18 protein-coding genes are annotated in these 22,270 nt (G+C 71.2%); 12 read left to right on the plus strand and 6 right to left on the minus strand.

Going from position 1 to position 22,270, the window contains the following annotated elements; genetic code table 11:
* Positions 1-17: 17 nt before the first annotated feature.
* Both BLASA_RS08030 and BLASA_RS08035 read right to left on the minus strand, forming a co-directional pair.
* Positions 18-1,268 (minus strand): EAL domain-containing protein, encoded by a 1,251-nt coding sequence (locus tag BLASA_RS08030; RefSeq protein ID WP_051004906.1) that lies wholly within the window; start codon positions 1,266-1,268, stop codon positions 18-20.
* Between the two features lie 277 nt (positions 1,269-1,545).
* Positions 1,546-3,324 (minus strand): diguanylate cyclase domain-containing protein, encoded by a 1,779-nt coding sequence (locus tag BLASA_RS08035; RefSeq protein ID WP_041775676.1) that lies wholly within the window; start codon positions 3,322-3,324, stop codon positions 1,546-1,548.
* Positions 3,325-3,535: 211 nt separating this feature from the next.
* Here BLASA_RS08035 and BLASA_RS08040 point away from each other — a divergent pair, with 211 nt between their 5' ends.
* Together BLASA_RS08040 and BLASA_RS08045 are read left to right on the plus strand one after the other, a co-directional pair.
* A complete protein-coding gene (locus BLASA_RS08040) occupies positions 3,536-4,843 on the plus strand; it encodes an ISL3 family transposase (protein WP_014375595.1) in 1,308 nt (435 codons plus the stop codon).
* A gap of 380 nt (positions 4,844-5,223) precedes the next feature.
* Positions 5,224-5,454, plus strand: a complete 231-nt coding sequence (locus BLASA_RS08045) for a hypothetical protein (RefSeq protein ID WP_014375596.1) — start codon at positions 5,224-5,226, stop codon at positions 5,452-5,454.
* Between the two features lie 112 nt (positions 5,455-5,566).
* On the opposite strand, the gene BLASA_RS08050 is transcribed toward BLASA_RS08045, so the two are convergent.
* The 3 genes from BLASA_RS08050 to BLASA_RS24140 form a co-directional block, all read right to left on the minus strand.
* Positions 5,567-6,457 (minus strand): diguanylate cyclase domain-containing protein, encoded by an 891-nt coding sequence (locus tag BLASA_RS08050; protein WP_083877970.1) that lies wholly within the window; start codon positions 6,455-6,457, stop codon positions 5,567-5,569.
* A 199-nt stretch (positions 6,458-6,656) separates the two neighbouring features.
* Positions 6,657-6,896: a hypothetical protein gene (locus BLASA_RS08055; RefSeq protein ID WP_014375599.1), complete on the minus strand. Its 240-nt coding sequence runs from the start codon at positions 6,894-6,896 to the stop codon at positions 6,657-6,659.
* A gap of 315 nt (positions 6,897-7,211) precedes the next feature.
* The gene (locus BLASA_RS24140; RefSeq protein WP_014375601.1) at positions 7,212-7,700 is read right to left on the minus strand and encodes a SpoIIE family protein phosphatase; all 489 of its coding nucleotides are present in this window, start codon (positions 7,698-7,700) and stop codon (positions 7,212-7,214) included.
* A gap of 299 nt (positions 7,701-7,999) precedes the next feature.
* On the opposite strand from BLASA_RS24140, the gene mobF reads away from it, so the two are divergent.
* From mobF to BLASA_RS24545, 3 genes are all read left to right on the plus strand, one after another.
* On the plus strand, positions 8,000-11,617 hold the full coding sequence (gene mobF, locus BLASA_RS08065; protein ID WP_014375602.1) for a MobF family relaxase: 3,618 nt from the start codon (positions 8,000-8,002) through the stop codon (positions 11,615-11,617).
* A 231-nt stretch (positions 11,618-11,848) separates the two neighbouring features.
* Positions 11,849-12,955, plus strand: coding sequence for a tyrosine-type recombinase/integrase (locus BLASA_RS08070; protein WP_014375603.1), 1,107 nt, complete (start codon positions 11,849-11,851; stop codon positions 12,953-12,955).
* A gap of 904 nt (positions 12,956-13,859) precedes the next feature.
* A complete protein-coding gene (locus BLASA_RS24545; RefSeq protein WP_014375604.1) occupies positions 13,860-14,813 on the plus strand; it encodes a hypothetical protein in 954 nt (317 codons plus the stop codon).
* 149 nt (positions 14,814-14,962) lie between these two features.
* On the opposite strand, the gene BLASA_RS08080 is transcribed toward BLASA_RS24545, so the two are convergent.
* Positions 14,963-15,628 (minus strand): peptidase, encoded by a 666-nt coding sequence (locus tag BLASA_RS08080; RefSeq protein WP_014375605.1) that lies wholly within the window; start codon positions 15,626-15,628, stop codon positions 14,963-14,965.
* Positions 15,629-15,862: 234 nt separating this feature from the next.
* Here BLASA_RS08080 and BLASA_RS08085 point away from each other — a divergent pair, with 234 nt between their 5' ends.
* The 7 genes from BLASA_RS08085 (at position 15,863) to BLASA_RS08115 (ending at position 22,251) form a co-directional block, all read left to right on the plus strand.
* Entirely contained in the window at positions 15,863-16,480 is a 618-nt protein-coding gene (locus BLASA_RS08085) for a hypothetical protein (protein ID WP_231839575.1), read from the plus strand.
* A gap of 464 nt (positions 16,481-16,944) precedes the next feature.
* Entirely contained in the window at positions 16,945-17,439 is a 495-nt protein-coding gene (locus BLASA_RS25855) for a hypothetical protein (RefSeq protein WP_231839576.1), read from the plus strand.
* Positions 17,440-17,456: 17 nt separating this feature from the next.
* Positions 17,457-18,170, plus strand: coding sequence for an SAF domain-containing protein (locus tag BLASA_RS08095; RefSeq protein WP_166486510.1), 714 nt, complete (start codon positions 17,457-17,459; stop codon positions 18,168-18,170).
* 4 nt (positions 18,171-18,174) lie between these two features.
* Positions 18,175-18,957: a hypothetical protein gene (locus BLASA_RS08100; RefSeq protein ID WP_014375610.1), complete on the plus strand. Its 783-nt coding sequence runs from the start codon at positions 18,175-18,177 to the stop codon at positions 18,955-18,957.
* The gene (locus BLASA_RS08105) at positions 18,954-20,492 is read left to right on the plus strand and encodes a CpaF family protein (RefSeq protein ID WP_014375611.1); all 1,539 of its coding nucleotides are present in this window, start codon (positions 18,954-18,956) and stop codon (positions 20,490-20,492) included. Before BLASA_RS08100 ends, BLASA_RS08105 begins: the two co-directional genes overlap by 4 nt.
* Positions 20,489-21,355: a type II secretion system F family protein gene (locus BLASA_RS08110; RefSeq protein WP_014375612.1), complete on the plus strand. Its 867-nt coding sequence runs from the start codon at positions 20,489-20,491 to the stop codon at positions 21,353-21,355. Before BLASA_RS08105 ends, BLASA_RS08110 begins: the two co-directional genes overlap by 4 nt.
* Entirely contained in the window at positions 21,352-22,251 is a 900-nt protein-coding gene (locus BLASA_RS08115) for a type II secretion system F family protein (RefSeq protein WP_014375613.1), read from the plus strand. The genes BLASA_RS08110 and BLASA_RS08115 overlap by 4 nt, the downstream gene beginning before the upstream one ends.
* Positions 22,252-22,270: the final 19 nt, after the last annotated feature.

Consider the following 22,270-nt stretch of genomic DNA (forward strand, 5'->3'; position numbering starts at 1 on the left):
AGCCAGCCAGCCGGCTGCTAACCGACCAGAGCTCGTCGACGCGGCACCGCGGCGGGAAGCATGTGGGCGACGGGGGTGTCAGCGGCGGTGAGTCTGCCAGGGAGCGTGATGCCGTCTGACACCCAGCGGGCGAGGTCGGCCCGGTTGGTGCTGGGACGGGCGAGCAGGTAGCCCTGGGCGGCGGCAACCCCGAGGCTGCGGGCGGCGTCGAAGTCCGCGGGGCGTTCGACGCCCTCGGCGACGAGGGCCGCGCCGATATCGCAGGCCAAGGCGACGAACGCGGTGACGACGCTGCGCCGGGCTCTATCCTCGGCCATCCCGTCGATCAGGGAGCGGTCGATCTTGATGATGTCGGGGGCCAGCTCGACGACGTGGTGCAGGGATGCGTAGCCGGCGCCGGCGTCGTCGATCGCCACGCGCAGGCCGCGCTCTCGAGCGGGCTTGAGTCGGTCGCGAAGTTGGGCGTATCCGTCCACGGCGACGTGCTCGGTGATCTCCAGGACCAGCCGGTGGTACGGGAGGTCGGGGTGGGCCTCGACGTGGCTGGCGAACTGGAAGGCGGCCGAGGGGATCAGGTTCACCGCGAGGTACTGGTCCGGTCCCAGCAGCGGCAGCACGGCGAACGCCTGCCGGACCGCGAGCCCTTCCAGCTCCAGGCCAAGGCCCGCTTCGTGCGCCGCTTCGAACACCACGTCCGGCGGGCCGTAGCTGGCGGGGAACCGGGACAGCGCTTCTACGCCCAGCAGATGGCCGTGGTTCGCGTCGATGATCGGCTGAAGCGCGATCTCGATCCGGCCCTGTTCGAGGAGGTCATGGATCTGGTGGCGGCTGACGTCTCGCTGCCGCTGAGCCTCGACCCGCTCGGTGACGAGTTCGGCGAGCATCGACAGGAATCCCACGTCGCGGCTGTCGAGGCGGTGGGCCTCGTGGCTCAGGCAGCAGAAGCTGCCGTACAGGGTGCCATCGGCGAGGCGGATCGGGACCCCGACATAGGCGCCGATGCGCGCTTCGGTCGTCACCGGGAGGTCACGGACGCGGCTGTCCGCGGACGTGTCGGGGACCGCATTGGGGATCTGCCCGGTGGTCATCAGTCGGCAGTAGGTCTCGGCCAGCGGCGGCCCGTCGTCCAGCTCCCAGCCGAAGGTTGCGGCGTCCCCGTCCAGCGCGCGGTACACCTGTCTGCCGTCGGTGAACTCGGCGACGAAGGCGAGGTCCATGCCCAGGTGCCGGCGAGCCAGCTGCAGAACCCGGTCGAGTGGGCCGTCCACGACACCGCTCAGAGAAAGTCCTGACACCATCGCCTCCTGACGTAGCGAACACCGCCCAGAGCAGGTCGGTGTCGGCGGCCAACGCGTTGCTGACCGGTACTGGAATGCATTCGTACAATAATCGGAATGGTCAGATACTCGGAATAGTTCGGTTCTTGCTTGAGGCGCGCACCAATAAGTGACTCCTCCGGGTCACCTCGGCGTCCGGGGGGTCGGCTCGCAGTGCTCTGTTCGCTCACGGCTGCCGAATGCGGGGTGTTGGCCCGACCGGTTTCGTTCAGGGTGCCGGCGTGTCGGCCATGGCCGCCACAGCCTCATCACAGGGGGCCGCCGAGACGACCCATGCCTGTAGGTACGCCCAGAAGCGGTCGGCCGCGCGGGGGCAGCGCGTGGTCAGCGTCCCGTCCTGGACGAGTGTGTTGGCCCAGTGGTCCACCGCGCTCTGGTGGAAGACGAAGGCCTCCAGGTCCACCCGGGTGGGGAGCGCGAGGTCGGCGACTGCGGCCTCGGGCGGTAGGGCGGCGATGGCGGCCAGCAGCTGCTCCAGGGTGCGGTGCACGACTGCGGGGGCGCGGGGGGCTGTGGGAAGGCCGGATTGCTTCCGGTCGGTGATTTCGGCGCGCAGGGCCGCCATGTAGGCGGCCCACGCTCGGGCGTCGGCGGTCCGCATGCCCGGAAGCGACTCCGGGTGGCGCAGTGCGGGATGGAACAACTCGTAGCGGCCCTTGCCGGCCCGCTTGGCGGCGTACATCGCCGCGTCGGCCTGGGCCAGGAGCTCCGCCGCCTCGCGTCCGGTCATCTGGTCGACGACGATCCCGATACTTGCGGCGAGAGTGATCTGCTGGCCGGCGACGGACACCGGTGGAGCCAGCTCGGACAGGATGCGCTCGGCGATGCCGGCCGCGCTGGAGGTGTCGGTGTTGGGCAGGACGAGCGCAAACTCGTCGCCCCCGAGCCGGGCGAGGGTGTCGGCGGGGCGGGTGCAGCGGCGCAGCCGCGCGGCGACCTCGACGAGCAGGTCATCGCCTGCGGCGTGCCCGAGGGTGTCGTTGACCTGCTTGAACCCGTCGAGGTCGAGCATGAGCAGTGCCACCGGTTTTCCTGATCGGGTGCTGTCGGCGATTGCCAGCTCGGCGTGGTCGGCCAGCAGGGTGCGGTTGGCCAGCCCGGTCAGCGGGTCGTGCAGGGCCTGGTGGGCGAGTGTGTCCTGCAGAGCCTTGAGCTCGGAGATGTCTTTGGCGATGCCGTATACCCCCACGACCCGGCCGTCGACCATGATCGGCAGGTTGGACACCGACACCTCCACGCGCCGGCCTTGCCGGTCGACGACGCTGGTCCAGTAGTTCTGCGGGTGGCCGTCCAGGGCGGCGGCGAAGCGGCGGGCCGTTTCGGCGGCGTCGTCGGGTGCGGCCAGCTTCACGACGCTGTCGCCGATGAGCTCCCCAGGGCCGGCTCCCATGAGCCGGTGGGCGACGGCGTTGGCGCTGGTGAACCGGCCTTCGGTGTCCATGGAGTAGACCGCGTTGGGGTTGTGGTCGAACAGCGACCGATACCGCTGCTCCTGCTCACGCAGCTGCCGGGTGCGCCGGCGCAGCTGAGTGACCAGGCCGTGCGCGACCGCGCAGGTGCCGGCCCATACCGCGAGCCGGATCAGCAGCTCGGTACCTTCGGCCTCGGTGCCGGGAGCAGCAGGCCATGCGTGCGGTGCTGCGGCCGCGGCCGCGACCACCACGCCGGTCAGCAGCAGCCGTCGGGTGCCGTAGAAGACCGCCGTGTACAGCAGCAGCATCCCGTAGAGGACGCTGTAGGGGCTTCGCGGGCCTCCCGTCGCCGCCACCAGCGCCGCGATCTCCACCGCGGTCACGACCCCGCCAACGCGGTTCATCGCCGGCCACAGCGCCGGCACCAGCGAGGCCGTCCACGTCGCCGCGATAGCCGCCACGGCCAGCAACGCCGCCGGCCAGTGGACCTGCCCGGGCTGCGGCAGGGCCAGCGTCAGCACGACGACCACGAACGCGGCCAGCAGCAGCCGCGAGCGGCTCCGCTCCCGGTCCACCACAGTCCACGAGGCCAGGGGAGGAGTCAGGCCATGCGCAAGTCCCCGAGCCGCATCGAGCAGCATGCTTTCCCTCGCCTCACGTCCCGAGGAGTTATCCAGGCTCTTCGCAGTTGAGGGTGTAGAGGGGGCTGGCGCGTCGGTCCCGGGATAGACGTCGAGGCCTTCCGAGGATGGAAGTTCTCACACTGCCCATCCGGAAGACCTCGACGTGCCTGACGCTACCTTCGGCTGCCCTGACCTGACCACGTTCGCCGGCCTGGATGGGCTGGGTCTGGAGGTTGTCGGGCAGCGGCTGGCCCCCGACCGTGCAGTCCTGGCCTGCCGGGTCGTCGAACCCGACCGCTGGTGCCGTCGCTGCGGCTGCGAGGGCGCGCCGCGGGACACCGTGACCCGACGGCTGGCCCACGAACCGCTGGGCTGGCGACCCACCACGTTGCTGATCACGATCTGCCGCTACCGGTGCTCCGCTTGTGGGCACGTGTGGCGCCAAGACATCAGCAAGGCGGCCGAGCCGCGAGCGAAGCTGTCCCGATCTGGGCTGCGGTGGGCGCTGGAAGGCATCGTGGTCGGGCACCTGACCGTCGCCCGGGTCGCCGAGGGTCTCGGAGTCGCCTGGAACACCGCCAACGATGCCGTCCTCGCCGAGGGCAAACGGGTCCTCATCGACGACCCCGGCCGGTTCGAGGGCGTGCAGGTGCTCGGGGTCGATGAGCACGTGTGGCGCCACACCCGCCGGGGCGACAAGTACGTGACCGTGATCATCGACCTGACACCGGTGCGGGACCGCACCGGTCCGGCCCGGCTGCTGGACATGGTGGAGGGACGCTCCAAGCAGGCGTTCAAGACCTGGCTGGCCGCCCGCCCCGACGAGTGGCGCACGGGCCTGGAGGTGGTGGCGATGGATGGGTTCACCGGCTTCAAGACCGCCACCACCGAGGAGCTGCCGGAGGCGACCGCGGTGATGGATCCCTTCCACGTCGTGCGCCTGGCCGGGGATGCCCTGGACCGCTGCCGGCGCCGGGTGCAGCAAGACCTGCACGGCCACCGAGGCCGCAAGGACGACCCTCTCTATCGCGCTCGGCGAGTCCTACACACCGGTGCCGAGCTGCTCACCGACCGGCAACGACAGCGGCTGACCGCGCTGTTCGGGGTCGACGAGCACGTGCAGGTCGAGGCCACCTGGAGCATCTACCAGCGGATGATCGCCGCCTACCGCGAGCCCGACCGGGCGAAGGGCCGGCGGCTGATGAGCAGCCTGATCGATGCGCTCGGCCGCGGCGTTCCGGCCGCGCTGACCGAACTCATCACGCTGGGGCGGACGCTGAAGAAGCGGGCCGAGGACGTCCTGGCGTACTTCGACCGGCCCGGGACCTCCAACGGGCCGACCGAGGCGATCAACGGACGACTGGAACACCTCCGCGGCTCGGCACTCGGCTTCCGCAACCTCGCCAACTACATCGCCAGGAGCCTGCTCGAGACCGGTGGCTTCAGGCCCCGACTACACCCTCGATCGTGAAGAGCCGTTATCCACCTCCCGCGTCCTGATCGGCGTTCGGTCGGCGGCGGTTCACTCCGGCCACCCCCATTGAGCGATCGGGAGCCTGCGTTATCCCAACCTCATACGAGCACAGGTATCGACGGGCAGGCGCTGGAGCGCCAGGCGGAACCTGTCACCTTGTCCTCGTGGCTCACCAGCACGACCTCAACGAGCACTGGCCGAAGCCGCACCGCAGCCGCATCTGGTCGACTACCTGCGGACGGCACCTCCCGACGGGCTCCTGCTGTCGGTGCTTCCCGACCCCGCCCACCGACGAAGGCACCCGCCGGGCTGGCCCTACCTCGGCTGGGAGGACACGATCCCCCCGCCTGGCGGCCACCCGCGGCGCCCAGATCGGTATGGCGGTCGCGCGGCGGCAGAGCTATCCGTGGCTCGGTGAGTTCGCTGCCGCCGACTACGTCGTGGAGATCGCGATCGGCATCCGCCGGGACGGGTCGGTCGGTGTCCGGCGGCTCTCCTCGGATGCCTCCGCCCGGCGGTCCGGTGGTCGGGTGGTGGGCTTCAGGTCGACCTTCGCCGCCGGCCACTCGCCGAACGTGCGCTGCGTGAGCAGCAACTCCGGGGGATAGGGACCGAGGCGATCAGTTACACGCTGACTCGGGGGGATCGACGGTCAGCCGTTGGCGAGTTCGATGTTGCGGGCGGTGGGCGAAGGGTGAGGCACGACCGAAGCAGAGCGGGTCACTGGCGGCGCTGCGTCTTCTCTGCGTACATGGCCTGGTCGGCTTCCCGGATGACGCGTTCGTAGGCGGCTTGGGGGTCGGTTCCGCCGGCGGCGTACCCGATTCCGATGCTCAGCCCGACCGAGACGGTGATCTGGTCGAGGACCAGCGGTTCGGCGGCCGCCGTCCGCAGCCGCCCGGCCAGCAGCTCGGCGTCGGCGGGTTCGGTGTTCTCGCAGGCGACCATGAACTCGTCACCTCCGAGGCGGGCGGCGGTGTCACTGGCCCGCAGCACCGAGCGGAGGCGTTCGGCGAAGGCGATGAGGACCCGGTCGCCGACCGTGTGGCCGTGGGCGTCGTTGACGGCCTTGAAGTCGTCGAGGTCGATGGCCAGCACACAGGTCGGGGTGTGCTCGCGGCGTCCACGGTCGAGGGCGTGGCGAAGCCGGTCACCGAAGAGGACACGGTTGGGCAGGTCGGTCAGCGGGTCGTGCAGGGCTTGGTGGCGGAGTTCTGCCTCCAGCGCCTTCCGTTCGGTGATGTCTTCGATCACCTTGATCAGGTGGGTCGGGTCGCCGTGCGGCGTGGCCTCCACCCAGGAGGTGATGACCTGCACGGGCACGATGCTGCCGTTGGCCCGCAGCAGTCGGCACTCGTACCGCGCCGGTCGGCTGGGCTCTGCCTGCAGGCCGCGGCGGGTCTCCTGGACCGCAGCCACGTCATCGGGGTGGATCAGGTCGAACAGTGACCTGCCGTGCAGCTCCGCTGGCGATCGTCCCAGCAGGGAGCTCAGGGCTGGGTTGACGCCGGTGAGCACACCGTCGGTGGTGGTGACGGCCATCCCGGTGGGCGCGTTGCGAAACGCGCTGCCCTGGTCGGCCGGGGACAGGCCCCCCACCGGATCAGTCACCGCACACCACGCCGAGTCCCACCGGTGTCGACCTCCAGCGCCGTCGGTCCGCGGGCCCGCGCACCGAGCCGGTCAGGTTCGGGCCCCGCGGGAGGCAGCGAGCGTATGGCGCAGCGGGGGCGGATCGGCCCCCTCCACTACGAAGAGTGAGGAGCGTTCATCCTAAAGAGGCCCCAGTGCAGACCGACCGGGGGTGGCCTCAGGCTGCCTGAGAGGTTGGACTTGATGCAGCAACATGAGGCCTCGCCGACGGTGGCTGCAGTTCTGGCGTCTGCCCGGACGGTTGCTGCCAGCTCTGGGAGAGGTAGGCGATGTGCGCCATCGCCTCCTCGTAGAGGCGCCCGATCGCCGTATGGGCAGCGGTGGCGATGTCCTCGAGGTGGTCCTCAGCGACGTCCTTGACGTCCGGGGCGTCCTCAACGTCCTGCGTGATGGTCACGGAGTGGGTTATCGGCGCGCCGAAACCGCGGTGTGACCGGGAACAACAGGAATGTTGCCAAACGTGGCACCGAGGTGGGGTCCGCAAGGTTGGTAAGCTGCGGTGGTCAGCTGGTGGCGGTGTCGCAGCAGACGGTGGATGGGATTTTTCGGGGGCCTGCCTCGTCGGGCCGGGGACGGTCTTGTCGGTGCAGTCGGACGGCGACGAGGGCGACGTCGTCCCCGGTGGTCTGTTCCACCAACCGGTCGATGAGCTGGTCACCCAGTTCATCGAGAGGCGGTCGTCAGCTCGCTGGCGCCGGCACGCAGCCGGCTCTCATGCCGTCGTCGAGATCGCGGTTGCGGCGTTCGATGAGGCCGTCGGTGTAGAGCAGAACGGTGGTGCCCCGGTCGAGGCTGACGAGGGACTCGTCGGGGTGGAGGACCAACGGTGGCGGATGCCCGGCGTTGGCCCAGCGCATGCGCGTGATGCCGCGTGCGGTATCGGCATCGGTCTGTTCATAGCGGGCGATCGATCGGCGGCGGTGGCGTAGGTGTGCACCTGCAGCTGGGTGAACGCGGTGTCGAGCTCGGTTAGCAGTTGGGCCGGCCCGGCGTCGACGGTGACGGCGATGCCGCGCCGCCGGCCCATAAAAGCGGCGGCCGCGGTGTCGTGTCCGACGACGTCACCGATGCCCAGGTTGGTCGCTCCTCCCAGTTGCAGGAACGCGTCGTACCAGTCGCCGCCGACCCGGGCGGCCTCGGTGGCGGGCAAGTGTCGAACGACGACCTGGGCGTGGTCAGGCTCGGCAGGTGCGGTGAGCATGCTCGGAAAGCTCAATGTCGGAATGTCGGCACCAAAAAGTAGCTAGCAGTCGGCATCCTGCACGCAGTCGACGATAATCCAAGCGATTAATCAGATAACACTCGTGACGACTTGCTGCCCATAACATCCGAGCCTTACCGGCAACGCTCAAGCCTTTACTGCAGAACGTCACGCCTTTACTAGAGAACGGCACGAATGCTACCTTCGGGGTAGCTCGGGCCCCGCTTCGCGGGGCCCATCGGCGTTTCTAGGGGTGACATGTTGGTCATTGTTGGGTGGCGTTGAAAATGCACGGTGGAATGAAGGTCTACGCCGGCGCGCCGGCGGCTGCCCGGCACTACGTGGAGGCCGACCGCGGCCGGGCGGACGACTACTACCTCACCGAGGGCACCGGGATCGCCCGCCGCTACACCGCCACCGACGGTCGCGTGACTGAGCTGGCGCCGCTGACCGGCGACACCTACGAGACCTGGGTCGCCGGCCGCAACCCGGAGACGAGCGAGCCGAGGGGGCAGCTGCGCGGCGACGAGCACGCCGTTCGCTTCGCCGAGGTTGTGGTCAACGGCCCGAAGACCTGGTCGCTGGCCGCCGCGCTGCACCCGGACATCGCGGAGGCGTACGGGGCGGCGCAGGACCGGGCCGCCGAGCAGATCATCGGCTGGCTCTCGCAGCACGCCACCACCCGGGTCGGCCCGCGCGGCGGACAGGTGCAGGTCCCGCTGGAGGTGCTGGAGGCGGCCACGGTGCGGCACTACACCTCCCGGGCGAACGACCCGCACTGGCACCTGCACCTGCAGCTGCTGTCCCGGGTGTTCGCCGCCGGGAAATGGCGCGGCCTGCACACCGTCGGGATCCGCGACTTCCTGGGCGCCGTCAACGGGATCGGGCACGCCGCGATGGCGTGCGACCCGGAATTGAACGCCGCCTTCGCCACGCACGGCTACCGGAAAGACGGTACGGGAGAAATACGGGAGCTCGCCGACTACGTGGGCCCGTTCAGCGCACGGCACGCGCAGATCGCCCGGAATGTGGACCGCTACGAAGCCGAATGGACCGCCGCGCACCCCGGCGAATCCCCCGGCCCGGTGCTGCGCCGGGCCTGGGACGCTCGGGCGTGGGCCGACGGCCGCCCGGACAAGGTCACCGCTCAGCCCGGGATCGGGCTGGCCGAACGCTGGCGGACCGAGCTGTCCGCCCTCGGCTACCGCGACCCCGGTAAGCCGGTCGCCCTGGCCGCCACCCCGGTCGGGGCGCTGGATCGAGACGAGCTGGTGCAGCGCGCGCTGGCCCGGCTCGCGGCGGGCCGTTCGGCGTGGAACGCCGCCGACATCCGCGGCGAGGCCGAGCGGCTGGTCGCCGCCGAAGGAGTCGTCGCCGACGCCGGGGTGCGCATCGAGCTGGCCGAGGACCTCACCGCCCGCGCCCTCGGTCGCTGCCTGCCGTTGCTGGACCGCGACGGGGTGCCCGAGCACATCCGCGCGTGGACCTCCCAGCCGGTCCTCGACGTCGAAGCCGACCTGACCACCCGGCTCACCGCCCGCGAGGTATCGGAGACCGACCTGGCGGTCGAGGGCGTGGCCGCCGCCGGGCGGCTGGATGCCGGCCAAGCCGCGGCGGTCGCCGCGCTCGCCGGCGACCGGCCCCTGGTGGTGGTCGAGGGGGCTGCGGGGGCGGGCAAGACCACCACTCTCGCCGCCACCCGCGGCCTGCTCGAGGCCCGGGGCCGCCGGCTGGTGGTGGTCACCCCCACGCGCAAGGCGGCCAAGGTGGCCGCCGGCGAGCTGGGGACGGCCGCCGGGTCCGCGGCGTGGCTAGCGTTCCAGCACGGCTGGCGCTGGAACGACGAAGGACGATGGGCCAGGCTCACCGTCGGCGAGCCCGACCCGGCGACCGGCCGGTTCTACGCCGGGCCGAACGAGGCAGCGCGGCTGCGGCCCGGGGATCTACTCCTGGTGGACGAGGCCGGCATGCTCGATCAGGACACCGCCCGCGCCCTGCTCACCGTCGCCGACGAGTGCCAGGTCCGGGTGGCGCTGCTCGGCGACCGGCACCAGCTGTCCGCGGTCGGCCGCGGCGGCGTCCTGGACCTCGCCATCGCCCAGGCCGACCCCGCGGCGCACCTGACACTCGACTCGGTGCACCGCTTCACCCGAACCGACGAGCAAGGCCGCACAACACCCGACACCGGCTACGCCGAGCTGACCCTGGCCATGCGCACCGGCACCGACCCCGGCGCCGTCTTCGACGCCCTCCTCGCCCGCCGCCAGATCCAGCTGCACCCCGACACCGCCGGGCTGCAGGCCGCGCTGGCCGCCACCGCCGCCGCGTCCTACGCCGACGGCCGCCGGGTGGCCGTGGTGGTGGACACCCGCGACCAGGCCGCAGAGCTCAACACCGCCATCCGCGACCAGCTGGTCGCCGACGGCCGGCTCGATGACCAGCAAGTGGTCGTCACCGGGGCCGGGGAGCGGATCGGCGCCGGCGACCGGATCGCCACCCGCCGCAACGACCGCCACCTCGACGTTGCCAACCGCGACGTCTGGACCGTCACCGCCGTCGGCCGCCGCGGCGGGCTGCTCGTCACCCCCACTGTCACCCCCACCGGCACCGACCCCGGAAACGGGTCCGGCGATGTCACCCCCGCCTGCCCAGCCCGGGTACTGCCCGCGGACTACGTCACCGAGCACGTCGAACTCGCCTACGCCTCCACCGCGTACGGCGTGCAGGGCGACACTGTCACCGCGTCGCACGTGGTGGTCGGCGAGCACACCGGCGCCTCCTCCTGCTACGTCGGGATGACCCGCGGCCGAACCGTCAACACCGCCCACCTCGTCGCCACCGACGCCGAGCAGGCGCGGGAGCAGTGGCTCGCCGTCTTCGCCCGCGACCGCGCCGACCTCGGCCCCGCCCACGCCGCCCAGCAAGCGGCCGCCGAGGCCGCCCGCTACGCCCCATCCCGCCCGCTGGAGCAGGTGCTGGCCGAGCTGCGCGTGGCGTGGACGGCCGAGCAGCGCTGCGTCGACCGGCTCGCCCTCGCCACGTCGCGCCGCGACCTCTTCCGCTCGGTCGCCGTGCTCGAGGCCGGCCGTGCCGACCGGCTCACCGCACTGGAGGTCACGTCGCAGCAGGCGGCCACCGCGGTGGCCCGTGCCCAACAGCGGGCCGACGCTAGCGCCGCCGCCATCGCGGTCCAGGCTGCTCGCCTCCGAGACAGGCTGCTCGCCGTCTGGGACGCCCAGTGCGCCGCAGTTGGGGAAGCCGCGCAGGTCGTGCTCGACGGCCCGGGCCGTCTCGGGTTCCGGCGGGCGGCCGTCGCCCGCGCCGCCGAGCAGCTCACCGCCTGGGCCGACACCTGGCAGCCCTACTTGCCGGCCATGCCCACCGATCCGCGCGGGATCGTTTCCCTCGCCGGCTCGGCCGACGACCGTGCGCGCTTGCGGGCCGCATTCGACGACCACGCCCGCCGCGACGCCGAGTCGGCCCACCCCGAGCACAGCCGGCTGACCGCCGAAGCCGACGCCGCCCAGGCGGCGCACGGCCGTGCCCGGAGGGATCTGGCGCACGCCCGCCGCGAGCGCGAGGACCGGCGTGCACGCCTCGACGCGACCGGTCATCCCTTCGACCGGGACGCGCACGTGGCCGACGCCGAGCGGGACGTCGCCGCCACCGAGCAACAGCTCGCCGTCGCCCGGACACGCGTCGCGCAGCTGCGGGCAGAGCCGGCCCTGCTCAGCCAGCCGGCTGACCTCCTCACTCGGGAGCGCGAACGCTGGCGCGCCCGGCAGGACGCCGAAGACAACCCAGCCCGGACGGACAATCCACATATCCGGTCTGGACTTGGCACCCCGCCACCGGACCTCAAGCCGATCTCACTCCTCGTGCCGCATCCCGACACCGGTCCGGGTGTCGGGCGGTGAACCTCGGCCACCCTGCGAATGGACCTCGCTGCCAGGCCTCCGCGCGGATGTGCTGGACCCGCCGCCGGGCAAGGGCGAGGCGGGCGGCGCCGGACTCGTGTGGGAGATCGGGCCGCGAGGAAGCTCGCTTCTCCCGATGTGAGAGGCCATCCCGGTAGCAAGCCCTCCTGCCTGTAGTCGAAACCCACAGTCACCATTGACGCAGGGATATCTCGTGGGCACTGTCCTTGCATGGCGGGATCCATTTCGACGATCGTGATCAGCGACGGTACGAAGCGCTACCGCGCTCGGTACCGCGACGCCGGCGGGCGGCAGCACGAGAAGCGCTACAAGCGCAAGGTCGACGCCCAGCACTGGCTCGATGAGCAGACCGCGGCGCTGGTCACGCAGACGTGGACGGCGCCAGAGCGCGGCCGCATCACGGTCGAGGCGTGGGCGGAGCAGTGGCTGGCCGCCCAGACCGGGCTGAAGCCGAGCACTCTCTACCGCTATCGCTCGCTGCTGCGCTCGCAGATCCTGCCGCGCTGGAGTCAGCACCGGCTGGCCGACGTCACCCACGGCGACGTCGCCGCGTGGGTGGCCGAGATGGCCGAGAAGCTTGCGCCGGCCAGTGTGCGCCAGGCACACCGGGTCCTCGCGCTCATCCTGACCCTGGCGGTGCGCGACGGGCGCATCCCGCGCAACCCGGCCACCGGCGTCCCGTTGCCGCGGGCGCGGCGTGCCGAGCCCCGGTTCCTCACCCGTGAGCAGGTGGAGCGGCTTGCAGAGGCAGCGGGGGAGTACGGCGACGTGGTCCGCCTGTTGGCCTATACCGGGCTGCGCTTCGGTGAGATGGCCGCCCTCCGGGTCCGCCGCGTCGACTTTCTCCGCAAGCGGCTCGTCGTTGCGGAAAGTGCCACCGAGGTCGGTGGCACCGTCCAGTACGGCAGCCCGAAGACCCACCAGCAGCGAACTGTGCCGATCCCTGGAACTCTCGTCGAGCCGCTGGCGAGGCGGTGCGAGAGTAAGGGGCCCGACGACCTCGTCCTCACCTCGCCCGAGGGCGCGGTACTGCGCTCCGGCAACTTCCGACGGCGGATCTTCGACCCCGCGACCGAGGCCGCAGGTCTTCCGGATCTCAGCCCGCACGACCTCCGGCACACCGCCGCCAGCCTTCTCGTGGCGAGCGGGGCCAACGTCAAAGCGGTCCAGCGCATGCTCGGTCATGCCTCGGCGGCGATGACCCTCGACGTCTATTCCGGGCTCTTCGACGACGACCTCGGCGCCCTCGCCGAGCGCATGGATGCCGCCCACGACGCCCACATCACGGAACGAAGTGTGGGCGCGGTGTGGGCGTGAGACAAAATCATCGATCTTGCCCCCAAGTCTCCAATGCGCTGACCAGTACTTATACCGGTGGGGCGGGTGGGGCTCGAACCCACGACCCAGGGATTATGAGCACTTAACCCCTGAGCGCTGTGCTGACCTGCGTAAACGCAGGTCGCCAGCGAGCGTGCAGCACCCAGTACCCGGCTGTAACGCGATCCGGCGGAATCACCACCCAATGACGATGATCGCTCGGCCTGACGCAGCTGCCCACGACAGGGCCATCCTGGGCCGGTCGCCGGTCGCCGGTCGCCGGTCGCCGGTCGCCGGCCTCGGCAGCCGAACGGCCCGCGGCGAGCCAGCCTGACCTGTGGGGGCCGTCAGCCGGTGATCCGCCGCGACGGCACCAATGCTCCATCTGCGACGGCGACGACGGGGTCACCGGCGGTGCGCTCCTCGCCACCGACGGCTCGAGCAACACGTTCGGCACATCCGAGCCGATGGCCTGCGGCTTGGCCGCTGACCGAGGCGCCGATGGTGGGGGCCACACGATGGAGGCACCCCACGTCGCCTCGGCTTAACAGGAAAGGGCTTCGCGCCAGCAGAGGCTGTGGAAGCTGGCTCGCTGTCCACAGGACTGTCCCCGTAGCGTTCCGTCGTCATTACGTCGGTGCAGCTTTACGTTATGAGGGAGCCAACTGATACGGAACGGCGTACCTGCCGGTTTCCCGGTTGCCGACGGCCGACGGCAGCCTCGCAATCCGGGGCAGGCCGCCCGCCGGAATACTGCGACGACAGCGCGCACAATCGGACCGCCGCCTGGCACGCCCGTCGCCGCCTGCGCACGGAGCAGTCTGGGCACGCGGCCGGGATCGAGCAGCGGCCGATCGATGCCGCGCGACAGCGGGCAAGTGAGTTGCAGGGCCAGGTCGCCGGCATGATCGAGCACTTGAATCAGCAGCTGAAGGGGTTGCTCGAAGAGCTGCGGACGGTGGCCGATCCGGAAGCCGCCGAGCTACAGATCGAAGCTGTGACGAGTGAGGCGGCCGAGCAAGTGGCGACCGCCGCGGCTCGCGCCAGCCGGGCCGAGCAAGCGCAACAGCGCGCCGAGGCCGAGCGCGCGGAGGCCGACTCCGCTGCTGAGGAGGCATCTGCGCTGAGCGAGCAGCTGCGTACCGGCCTCGAATGGGCTCGCCGGCAGCTAACGGAGGCCGAGACCGAGCGAGACAGGCTGAACGCCGAACTGGCCGAGGCGCTCGCGGCCGTCGACGCAGAGCGAAAGCAGTCCGCCGCGAAGTCGGCCGATCTGGCCGAGAAGCTGACCGCCGTCGAGGCGCGGCTGGTCGAGGCACACGGCGACCGCGACGCTGCGATCCGACGAGCGGAAGCCGCGCTGGTCGCGCAGTCCGAGGCGGAAGAGCGATGCCGCAACGCTGTCGAGCGGGCCGACGCCGAGTCAGCGCGCGCTGCCCGGGCCGAGGAGGCGGTCGAATCGGTACGTCGGGGCCTGGCGCAGGCTGACCGGCAAGCCGCAAACCTCCGTGACGAGGTCAGCGACCTGCGCGGGAACCTGGCGGCGATGACCGCCCAGCGGGACGCCGCCGTACACGACGCCGAGCGCGAGAAGACCCATGGCCACCAGCGAGTCGACGACCTGCGTGCCCGTCACGAGGGGGAGAACCGACGACTGCGCGAGGAGCTCGCTGAATTGCGCGGTGAGCTCAACACGGTGCGCGACGAAGCCCGCGTGCAGCGCAGCAGAGCCGACCGAGCCGAAACCCGACTCGACCACGCCGTGACAATCAAGGCGCGGCGCCCCCAGTCGCACGCGGGACGCGCACGGCGCCGAGGCGGGATCACGGCCACAGCAACCGAAGAGACTCGCGACTGACACCGGAGCAGCGTGGCCGAGTTCGTCCTACGGGCCTTGCGCGGTGATGGAACTGGCGATGAAGTCGCCTCGTTGGCCAGCGCCCTGCTGCCGTGCCAAAGATGCTGCTCGGGGACCCCACCGCCAACCGTTTCGGATGGACGTCACAGTCAGAGGGTGGCCGCGAGCAGAAACCCCGCCGCGAGGGCAGGGCCGTAGGGGAAGGTGTCCCGGCGGTCCCCGTCGCGCATCAAGGTGATCACGGCCTGCGTCACGGTGATCAAGGAGAAGGCGGCGAGGGCCAACAACAAGCCCCGATGCGTGGCGTGTCCGAGTCCCAGACCACCGAGCACAGCCAGGCGAACGTCACCGAACCCTGCTCCCGCGAACCGCCAGCACAACAGCAGGACGACTCCCGCCGCCGCAGCAGCGAGGCCGCTGATGAGCAGGCCAAGCCAGTCACCGTGCACGGCGAAACCGACGGTCAGCAGTACGCCGGTGCCGACGGCGGCCTGCCGGACGAGTGGTGTCGGGATGCGCTGGGTGACCGCATCGCAGGAGGCCGCGGCGACCAAGGCACATCCCCAGACCAGCAGCGCAGGCACCAGCCACCACGTCCCCGCACGGTGGGACGTCACGATCGCCGCGGCTCCCGCCCCGCCGCCGACGACGGCGCTGGCCAGTGCCAGGCCCGGACGGGCAGCGTCGAGCCGCGCCAGCTGCGCGAGCCCGTGGGCAGTGATCCAGGGCGTAGCTGTGGCGCCGACCACCGCTCCCGCCACCGAGGCGACCATCCACATGTCGTTCATCCGCCGGTGGCCACCCTTGAGCTCCACAGGGATCTCGTCCTGTTCCTCGCCGCGCCGGCCCTGTGGATATCTGCGCCACCCCAGCTTGCGGTGCGGCAGCGTGTCATCAGCGCGCGATACACCCAGACGGGGAGGGCGAGTGACTAACTCAGGGACGAATTGTCACCCGAAAGGGTGGGAAGGCGACGGCGGTCACACGTCCGCTCGACACGGAGGGCAACCTCGGTCGACGGACGGTGACGTGCTGGGGGGTGATCAGGCATGGCGGTGATACGCGCGACGGCAGGAGCGGCCGCGGTGCTCCTGGCGCTGACGGCCTCGGGTTGTTCCTCGTCGTCCGACCCCGGCCCGTCGAGTTCGCCGACCTCCGGGACGTCGACCTCCCGGACACCCAGCCCCTCGCCGACCGCGCCGAGCCCCGCCGAGGAAGCGCAGGAACTGGCGGTCGACCTCGTCCCGGAATACCTGCGGATGATCGACGACCTGTACCTCGACCCGTCGCTCGCGCTGGACGGCATCTACGAGGTCGCGGTGGCTCCGGAGGCCACGGCGCAGGCCACGGGGATCGGCAAGTTCCGCTCCCAGGGCTACCGCCAGACCGGTCGGTCGCAGCTGGTGACAGCGTCTGCCGTCAGCGTCGACCTCTCCAACGATCCCGCCGCTTCGCCGTCACCTGTCTTCCCGACCGTCGTCGTCAGCGCCTGCGTCGACGTGAGCCAGGTCGACGCGGTCGACGCCACCGGGCAGTCGATCGTGCCTCCCGACCGTCCGCGGTACCTCGTCCAGCAACTCACCGTGGTGAACCCGGACTATCCGGACACGTCGTCGTGGCGGGTCAGCGAGGCTCCGAACAGGCAGGCGGAGTCATGCGACGGGTAGCCCTCGCCCTGACGGGAGCGCTGCTGTCCGTGGGCGCCTCACTGATCCTTGCACCAGTGGCCGCCGCTGATCCGGCGACCTGCCAGCAGTACGACTCGCACGGCATCTGTGTGGTCGGAGCCGGTACGGCCGAGGATGACCGTGGGACGGCGTCCCCAGCGGTCGGAACAACTCCCGACGGCGGTGGCGGTGGCGGCACGCCCGCGGCTGCCTGCACGGTCACCCCCTCCGGCGCCACCATCCCCTGCCGAGAAGGCGAGGCGAGGTGGGTGCAGGACATGCAGTGCTACGCGGAGGCGATGGCCCAACAGCCTCCGAAGGACTCGCCCATCTGGGGCGGTCGCACGGATGGCGCCATCTACAACTGCCTCTTCTACACCGGCGGTGGGGCGTTCCCCGGTACCAACGGCTTCACCTTCTGGTCGGCCACCCCGCCGGCGGCTCCAGCTGCGGTTGATCCAGCGGTGCTCGCGCAACAGGCGTTGAGCACACTGACGGTGCCGTCACCGACGACGGGCCGGTACCCAGCAGGCCTCCTGCAGGAGGGGCAGCCGTTCACGGTCGTCAACGCCTACACCTGGTTCTGGACCGACCCCGGATCGTTCCGAGCACTGACCGCGCGTGCCGACGCCGGAGGCGTGTGGGCACAGGTGACGGTGACACCGACGGCGCTTTCGTTCACGCCGGGCGATGGGGCTGCCACGGTGTCGTGCCCGGGTCCTGGTGTGGCGTGGCAGCCGGGCGACGGGGTGTGGGCGGCATCGCCGGCGGGCTGTGACTACCGGTACCCGCACTCATCGATCCGCCAGCCCGATGGGCAGGTGACGGCGACGTACGGCATCCAGTGGTCGGTCACCTGGACGTCGTCGACGGGCGCCACCGGCACGCTGCCGGATCTGACGACGACCTCGAACGCGACGTTCGCGGTAGCGGAGGTGCAGTCGGTGGTGATCAGGTGACGACGCGGGTCAACGGGATGGCGTCGCCGGCGGCCGGACGCTATCCGGCTCCGGCGCCAGAGGCGGCGCCGCCGCCGGCTCCTCCCGTGCGTACCGCGGCGGCGAGGAGACGTGTCAGCCGCAAGTCGCTGGTCTTGAGCGTGCTCGTCGTGCTCCTCGGGGGCCTGCTGGCCTCCGCCGCCGGCCAGATGCTGACCGCGCGGACCGAGGTGCTGGCGGTCGCCCGGGACGTGCAGCTGGGCTCGACGATCACCGCGGAGGACCTGACGGTCGCGAACGTGACGTCGGATCCCAACCTGTCACCGATCCCCGCCTCGCAGCGGTCCCAGATCGTCGGGATGGTCGCCCAGGTGCCACTGACACGGGGAGAGCTGCTGACCGGCGCCCAGGTCGGCCCGGACAGCGGATTCACGGCGGGGGAGATGCTGGTAGCCCTGCCATTGAAGGAGGGGCAGTTTCCGACCCGCGGGCTGAACCCAGGCCAGCAGGTGCTGATCGTGGCGACGCCCGGCAGCACCGGCTCGACCAGTGGCAGCGGTACCCCGTCTGCCGACACAGGCGGTGCCCGCGATCAGCAGATCGACGCGACGGTCGCCGAGGTCGGGTCGCTCAACCAGGCCACACAGGTGACGGTGATCGACGTACGGGTCAGCGCGGACGACGGCGTGCGTGTAGCCGAGCTGGCCTCGACCGGCAACCTAGCGCTGATCGTGCTACCGGCGGGGCGGTGAGCTGATGCTCACCGTCGTGGCCTCGGGCAAGGCGGCGCCCGGAGTGACCACCTCGACCTGGGCGTTGGCCCTGGCGTGGCCCGGGCCATTGCTGGTCGCCGACTGCGACCCGGCCGGCGGGGACATGGCGCCGGGGCTGCTGGCCGGCCGGATCAGCGCCGACCGGGGACTGCTGTCGTGGTCGACGGCGGCCCGGCGGGGAATCCCGGCGATGGAGGCCGCCACCATGGTCGCCGAGCACGCGGTACTGCTGCCCGAGCAGCCGCAGGTGTGGCTGGTGCCGGGCTTCACGACCGCCGCGCAGGGCACCTCGTTCACCGCCGAGGCATGGGAGCGGCTGGCGTCGGCCCTGCACACGTCGAGTGCGTCGATCGGGCGGGATACCTTGGTCGACGCCGGACGACTGGTGACCGAGCGCGGCTGTTGGCCGGTGCTGCGGGCCGCCGACCGGGTGCTGCTGGCGGTGCGGCCCAGCGTGCGGTCGGTGCACGCGGCGCAGGATGCGACGCAACGACTGCGCCACGAACTCGGCGACCTCGCGAAGGTCAGCGCACTCGTGGTCGGGGACGGGCCGTACTCCGCCGGCGAAGTGGCCAAGGCGTTGGACCTACCGCTGGCAGGGATGTTGCCCTATGACCGGACCGCAGCGCAGGCGCTCTCCGACGGCGCGACAGTCAGCCCGAAGACGCTGCAACGGTCCGCACTGCTGCGCGCGGCGTCGTCCCTGGCCAAGACGCTGACCAGTCCGACGGAGGCGTCCCGTGTCGCCGAGGTGGTGGCCGGATGAGGAAGGAGGACACCGCGTCGCCGCGGCTGGAAGTGCCTGCCGCCCCCGACCTGCCGCGGCCTGCCCGCGAGCGTCCGCCGCTGCCGCCGCCAGAGCCGCTGGCTGCGGTGGCCGCGGTGGCCGCGCCGGTCGACGCCACACCAGCCGACACCAAGGAGCTCACCAGCACCGAGTACCGCGTCGTGGTGGAGTTGCGTGACCGGGTGTCGACCCGGTTGACGGTGGAGGACAGGAACTACGCCCCGGGCCCGCGGCGCGAGCTGACCCGGAAGTTGATCCGCGACGAGTACGACCAGTGGCTGTTGCACGAGGCCAATCGCGGCCGTCCGGCGCCGGAAGTGACCACCGAGGACAGGATCTTCGCGGCCGTGCTGGCCGAGCTGGACGGGCTGGGCCGACTGGCTCCCCTGATGGCCCGGGACGACGTGGAGGACATCCACTTCGAGGGCTGCGAGCCGACGATGCTGCGGATGGCCAGCGGCCAACTCGTGCCCGGGCCGGCGATCGCCTCCAGCGACGAGGAGCTGGAGCAGCTGCTGCGGTCGATCGGTTCACGGTCGGACGACGGACAGACCAGCCGCGAGTTCTCCTCAGCCAGCCCCATCCTGAACGTGCGGCTTCAGGGCGTCACCGAGCTCGGCGCGCGGCTGCAGGCGGCTATGGACGTGCTGCCGCGCCCGGCCGGGGTGATCCGGGTGCACCGGTTCAGTGATCCGAGCCTCGAAGACCTGCACGAGATGAACATGGTCGACTCGCCGGTGCGAGCCTTCCTGCATGCGGCGATCCTCGCCGGCGCATCTCCGCTGGTCAGCGGAGCGCCGGGGGTCGGCAAGACCACGCTGCTGCGCGCGCTGGGCAACGCCATCCCGTGGAACAACGTGGTCATCACCGTGGAGGACGAGCGGGAGCTGGGTCTGCACCTGCCTCGGTGGGATCCCGAGCGCCGGCAGCTGGTCAGGCGGCACGCGGTGTGCCGACCGTTCGAGTCCCGGCTACCCAACGCCGAAGGCAGAGGCGGGTTCGACATGGGGGATGCGCTGCACCTGGCGCTGCGCGCGTCCCCGACCTGGGTGCTCGTGGGGGAGGTCCGCGGTGCCTACGTCACCTATCTGCTGGAGGCGGCGACCAGCGGCATCTCGTCGGTCATGTGCACGATCCACTCACCGTCGGCCGACGGCGTATTCGACAAGGTGCTGATCAACGCGCTGAAGGCGCATCCGGCCCCGTCCCCGGAGCTGGTGCTGCGCTCGCTGGCCGCCCTGAACCTGGTCGTGCACGTGCATCGCGACCGTGACTACGCCCGGTACGTCTCGGGCATCTACGAACTCGGCCCGATCGGCGACTCCGGTCGGCCGGACCTCAAGCCGATCTTCGCGCCGCGCGCCGAGGACGGGCGCGCCCAGGCCACGGGGCCGGGGATGCTCAGCGAGTCGCTGGCCGAGCGGCTGATTGCGGTCGGCTTCGATCTGAACTGGCTGCACCCGGGCGCCTCGGATTGGCACACCGGTCCTCACCGCCGCGAGCGTGCGTCGTGACGGCCGGTGGCCTGCTCCTGACCCTGGCCGGGTTGCTGCTCGCGGCCGGCCTGGTCGGCGTCGTCGGGGCGGTGCGCGGCGTCTCCTTCCTGCCGGAGCGCTCGCCGTCGGTGCGCTCGTCCTCGCGGCGGGGGGCCACTCCGCTGTTCCTCGGTGCGCTGGCCGCCGGCGTGCTCGTCCTGCTGGTCACTGGCTGGCCGGCCGCGGCGCTGGGCGCTGCCGGCGGTGTCGTGTTCATTCCGAAGGTGCTCGGCGGCGGCAAGGAAGCCAAGCGGCTGATCACTACGTCCGAGGCGCTGGCGGACTGGACGCGGCGGCTGGCCGACCTCATCAGCTCCGGCGCCGCCGGGTCGACGCGCGATGCGCTGCGTCGCTCCCTCAACTCGGTGCCGGAGCCGATCGCACCGGCGGTCATCAACCTGGTGACCAGGATGGGGCCGCAGGGCACCGAGACGGCGCTGCGCCAGTTCGCCCGCGAGATCGACGACTCGGCCGCCGAGAAGATCGCCATGGTGCTCATCCTGCGGGAGCGCAACGGCGGGCCGGGGCTCGCCGAAGTGCTAACCGCGCTGGCCGCCGACCTCGACGACCGCTCCCGCATGGTCCGTGAGGTGGAGGCCGAACGTGCCAAGCCGCGGTCGAACATGCGCACCATCGTCGTGGTGACCCTGGTGCTGGTGATCGGGATGACGCTGTTCGCCCGGACATTCCTGTCGGGCTACTCGACACCGTTCGGGCAGATCGCCCTGCTGGCAGTGGTGGCGATCTTCGCGACGTCGCTGCGGTGGATGCGCCGGTTGTCCGACCCGGTCAAGCCCCCGCGGGTGCTCTTCGACCCGGACCCGGCTCCGGTGCACCGGTGACCGGGCTGCAGACGGCCACCCTCGCCGGGATGCTCATCGCGGGCGGCCTCGTCCTCGCGGTCCGTGCACTGCGTCCGGCGCCGCCGTCACTGGTGGCCGCACTGGAGCAGCTGGCGGCCGAGCCGACCGTGCGAACGGCGCCGGCGGTGACGACGTCCACCCGAGACCGGTGTGACTGGCTGCCGGTGCCGGTGGCGCGGGCGTTGGACGGGCATCTGGGCGTCTCGGACGCCGACTTGGCGATCATTGGCTGGACCCGCGCTCAGCTCGCGGCCCGCAAGCTGACCCTGGCGCTCGCCGGCTTGCTCACTCCGTCGCTGTTCGGTCTCGTTTTAGTGCTGCTCGACGTTCCGGTGCCCTTCGTCCTGCCGGCCGCGGTCGGGCTGGGGATCGCCGCCGTCGGATGGTTCCTGCCCTCGGCCGGGGCCCGTGAGGCGGCGGACAAGGCGCGGATGGAGTTCCGGAGCAACCTCGAGTCCTTCCTCACCCTGGTGGCCGGTGAACGCCGGGCGCGGGGCTCGGTGGAGCAGGCACTGGAGGAGGCCGCCGAGATCTCGGGCAGCATGCCGTTCATCCGCATGCGCCGCGCCATCCGCCGCGCAGCCCTGTCCGGCCGCAAACCGTGGGGCGAGCTGCGCGACCTCGGCGAGGAGCTACAGGTAGCGGAGCTGCGCAACCTCGCCGACATCGCAGCAGTGGCCGCCGACGGCGCCTCTGTCTACAACACCCTGCTGGCCAGCGCCCGCACGCTTCGGCACGCCGAGCTGTCCGACGCCCGTACCGAGGCCAACCAGGTCAGCGAGCGGATGTCACGCCCGCTGGCCCTGCTGGTCACCGGGCTCACCCTGTTCGTGCTCGTCCCCTTCATGCTCCGCATGTTCGGGATCTCGTCCTGACCGCACCGCCTACCGGGAG

The organism is Blastococcus saxobsidens DD2 (assembly GCF_000284015.1).
In the GTDB taxonomy this organism is placed as follows: Bacteria; Actinomycetota; Actinomycetes; order Mycobacteriales; family Geodermatophilaceae; genus Blastococcus; species Blastococcus saxobsidens_A.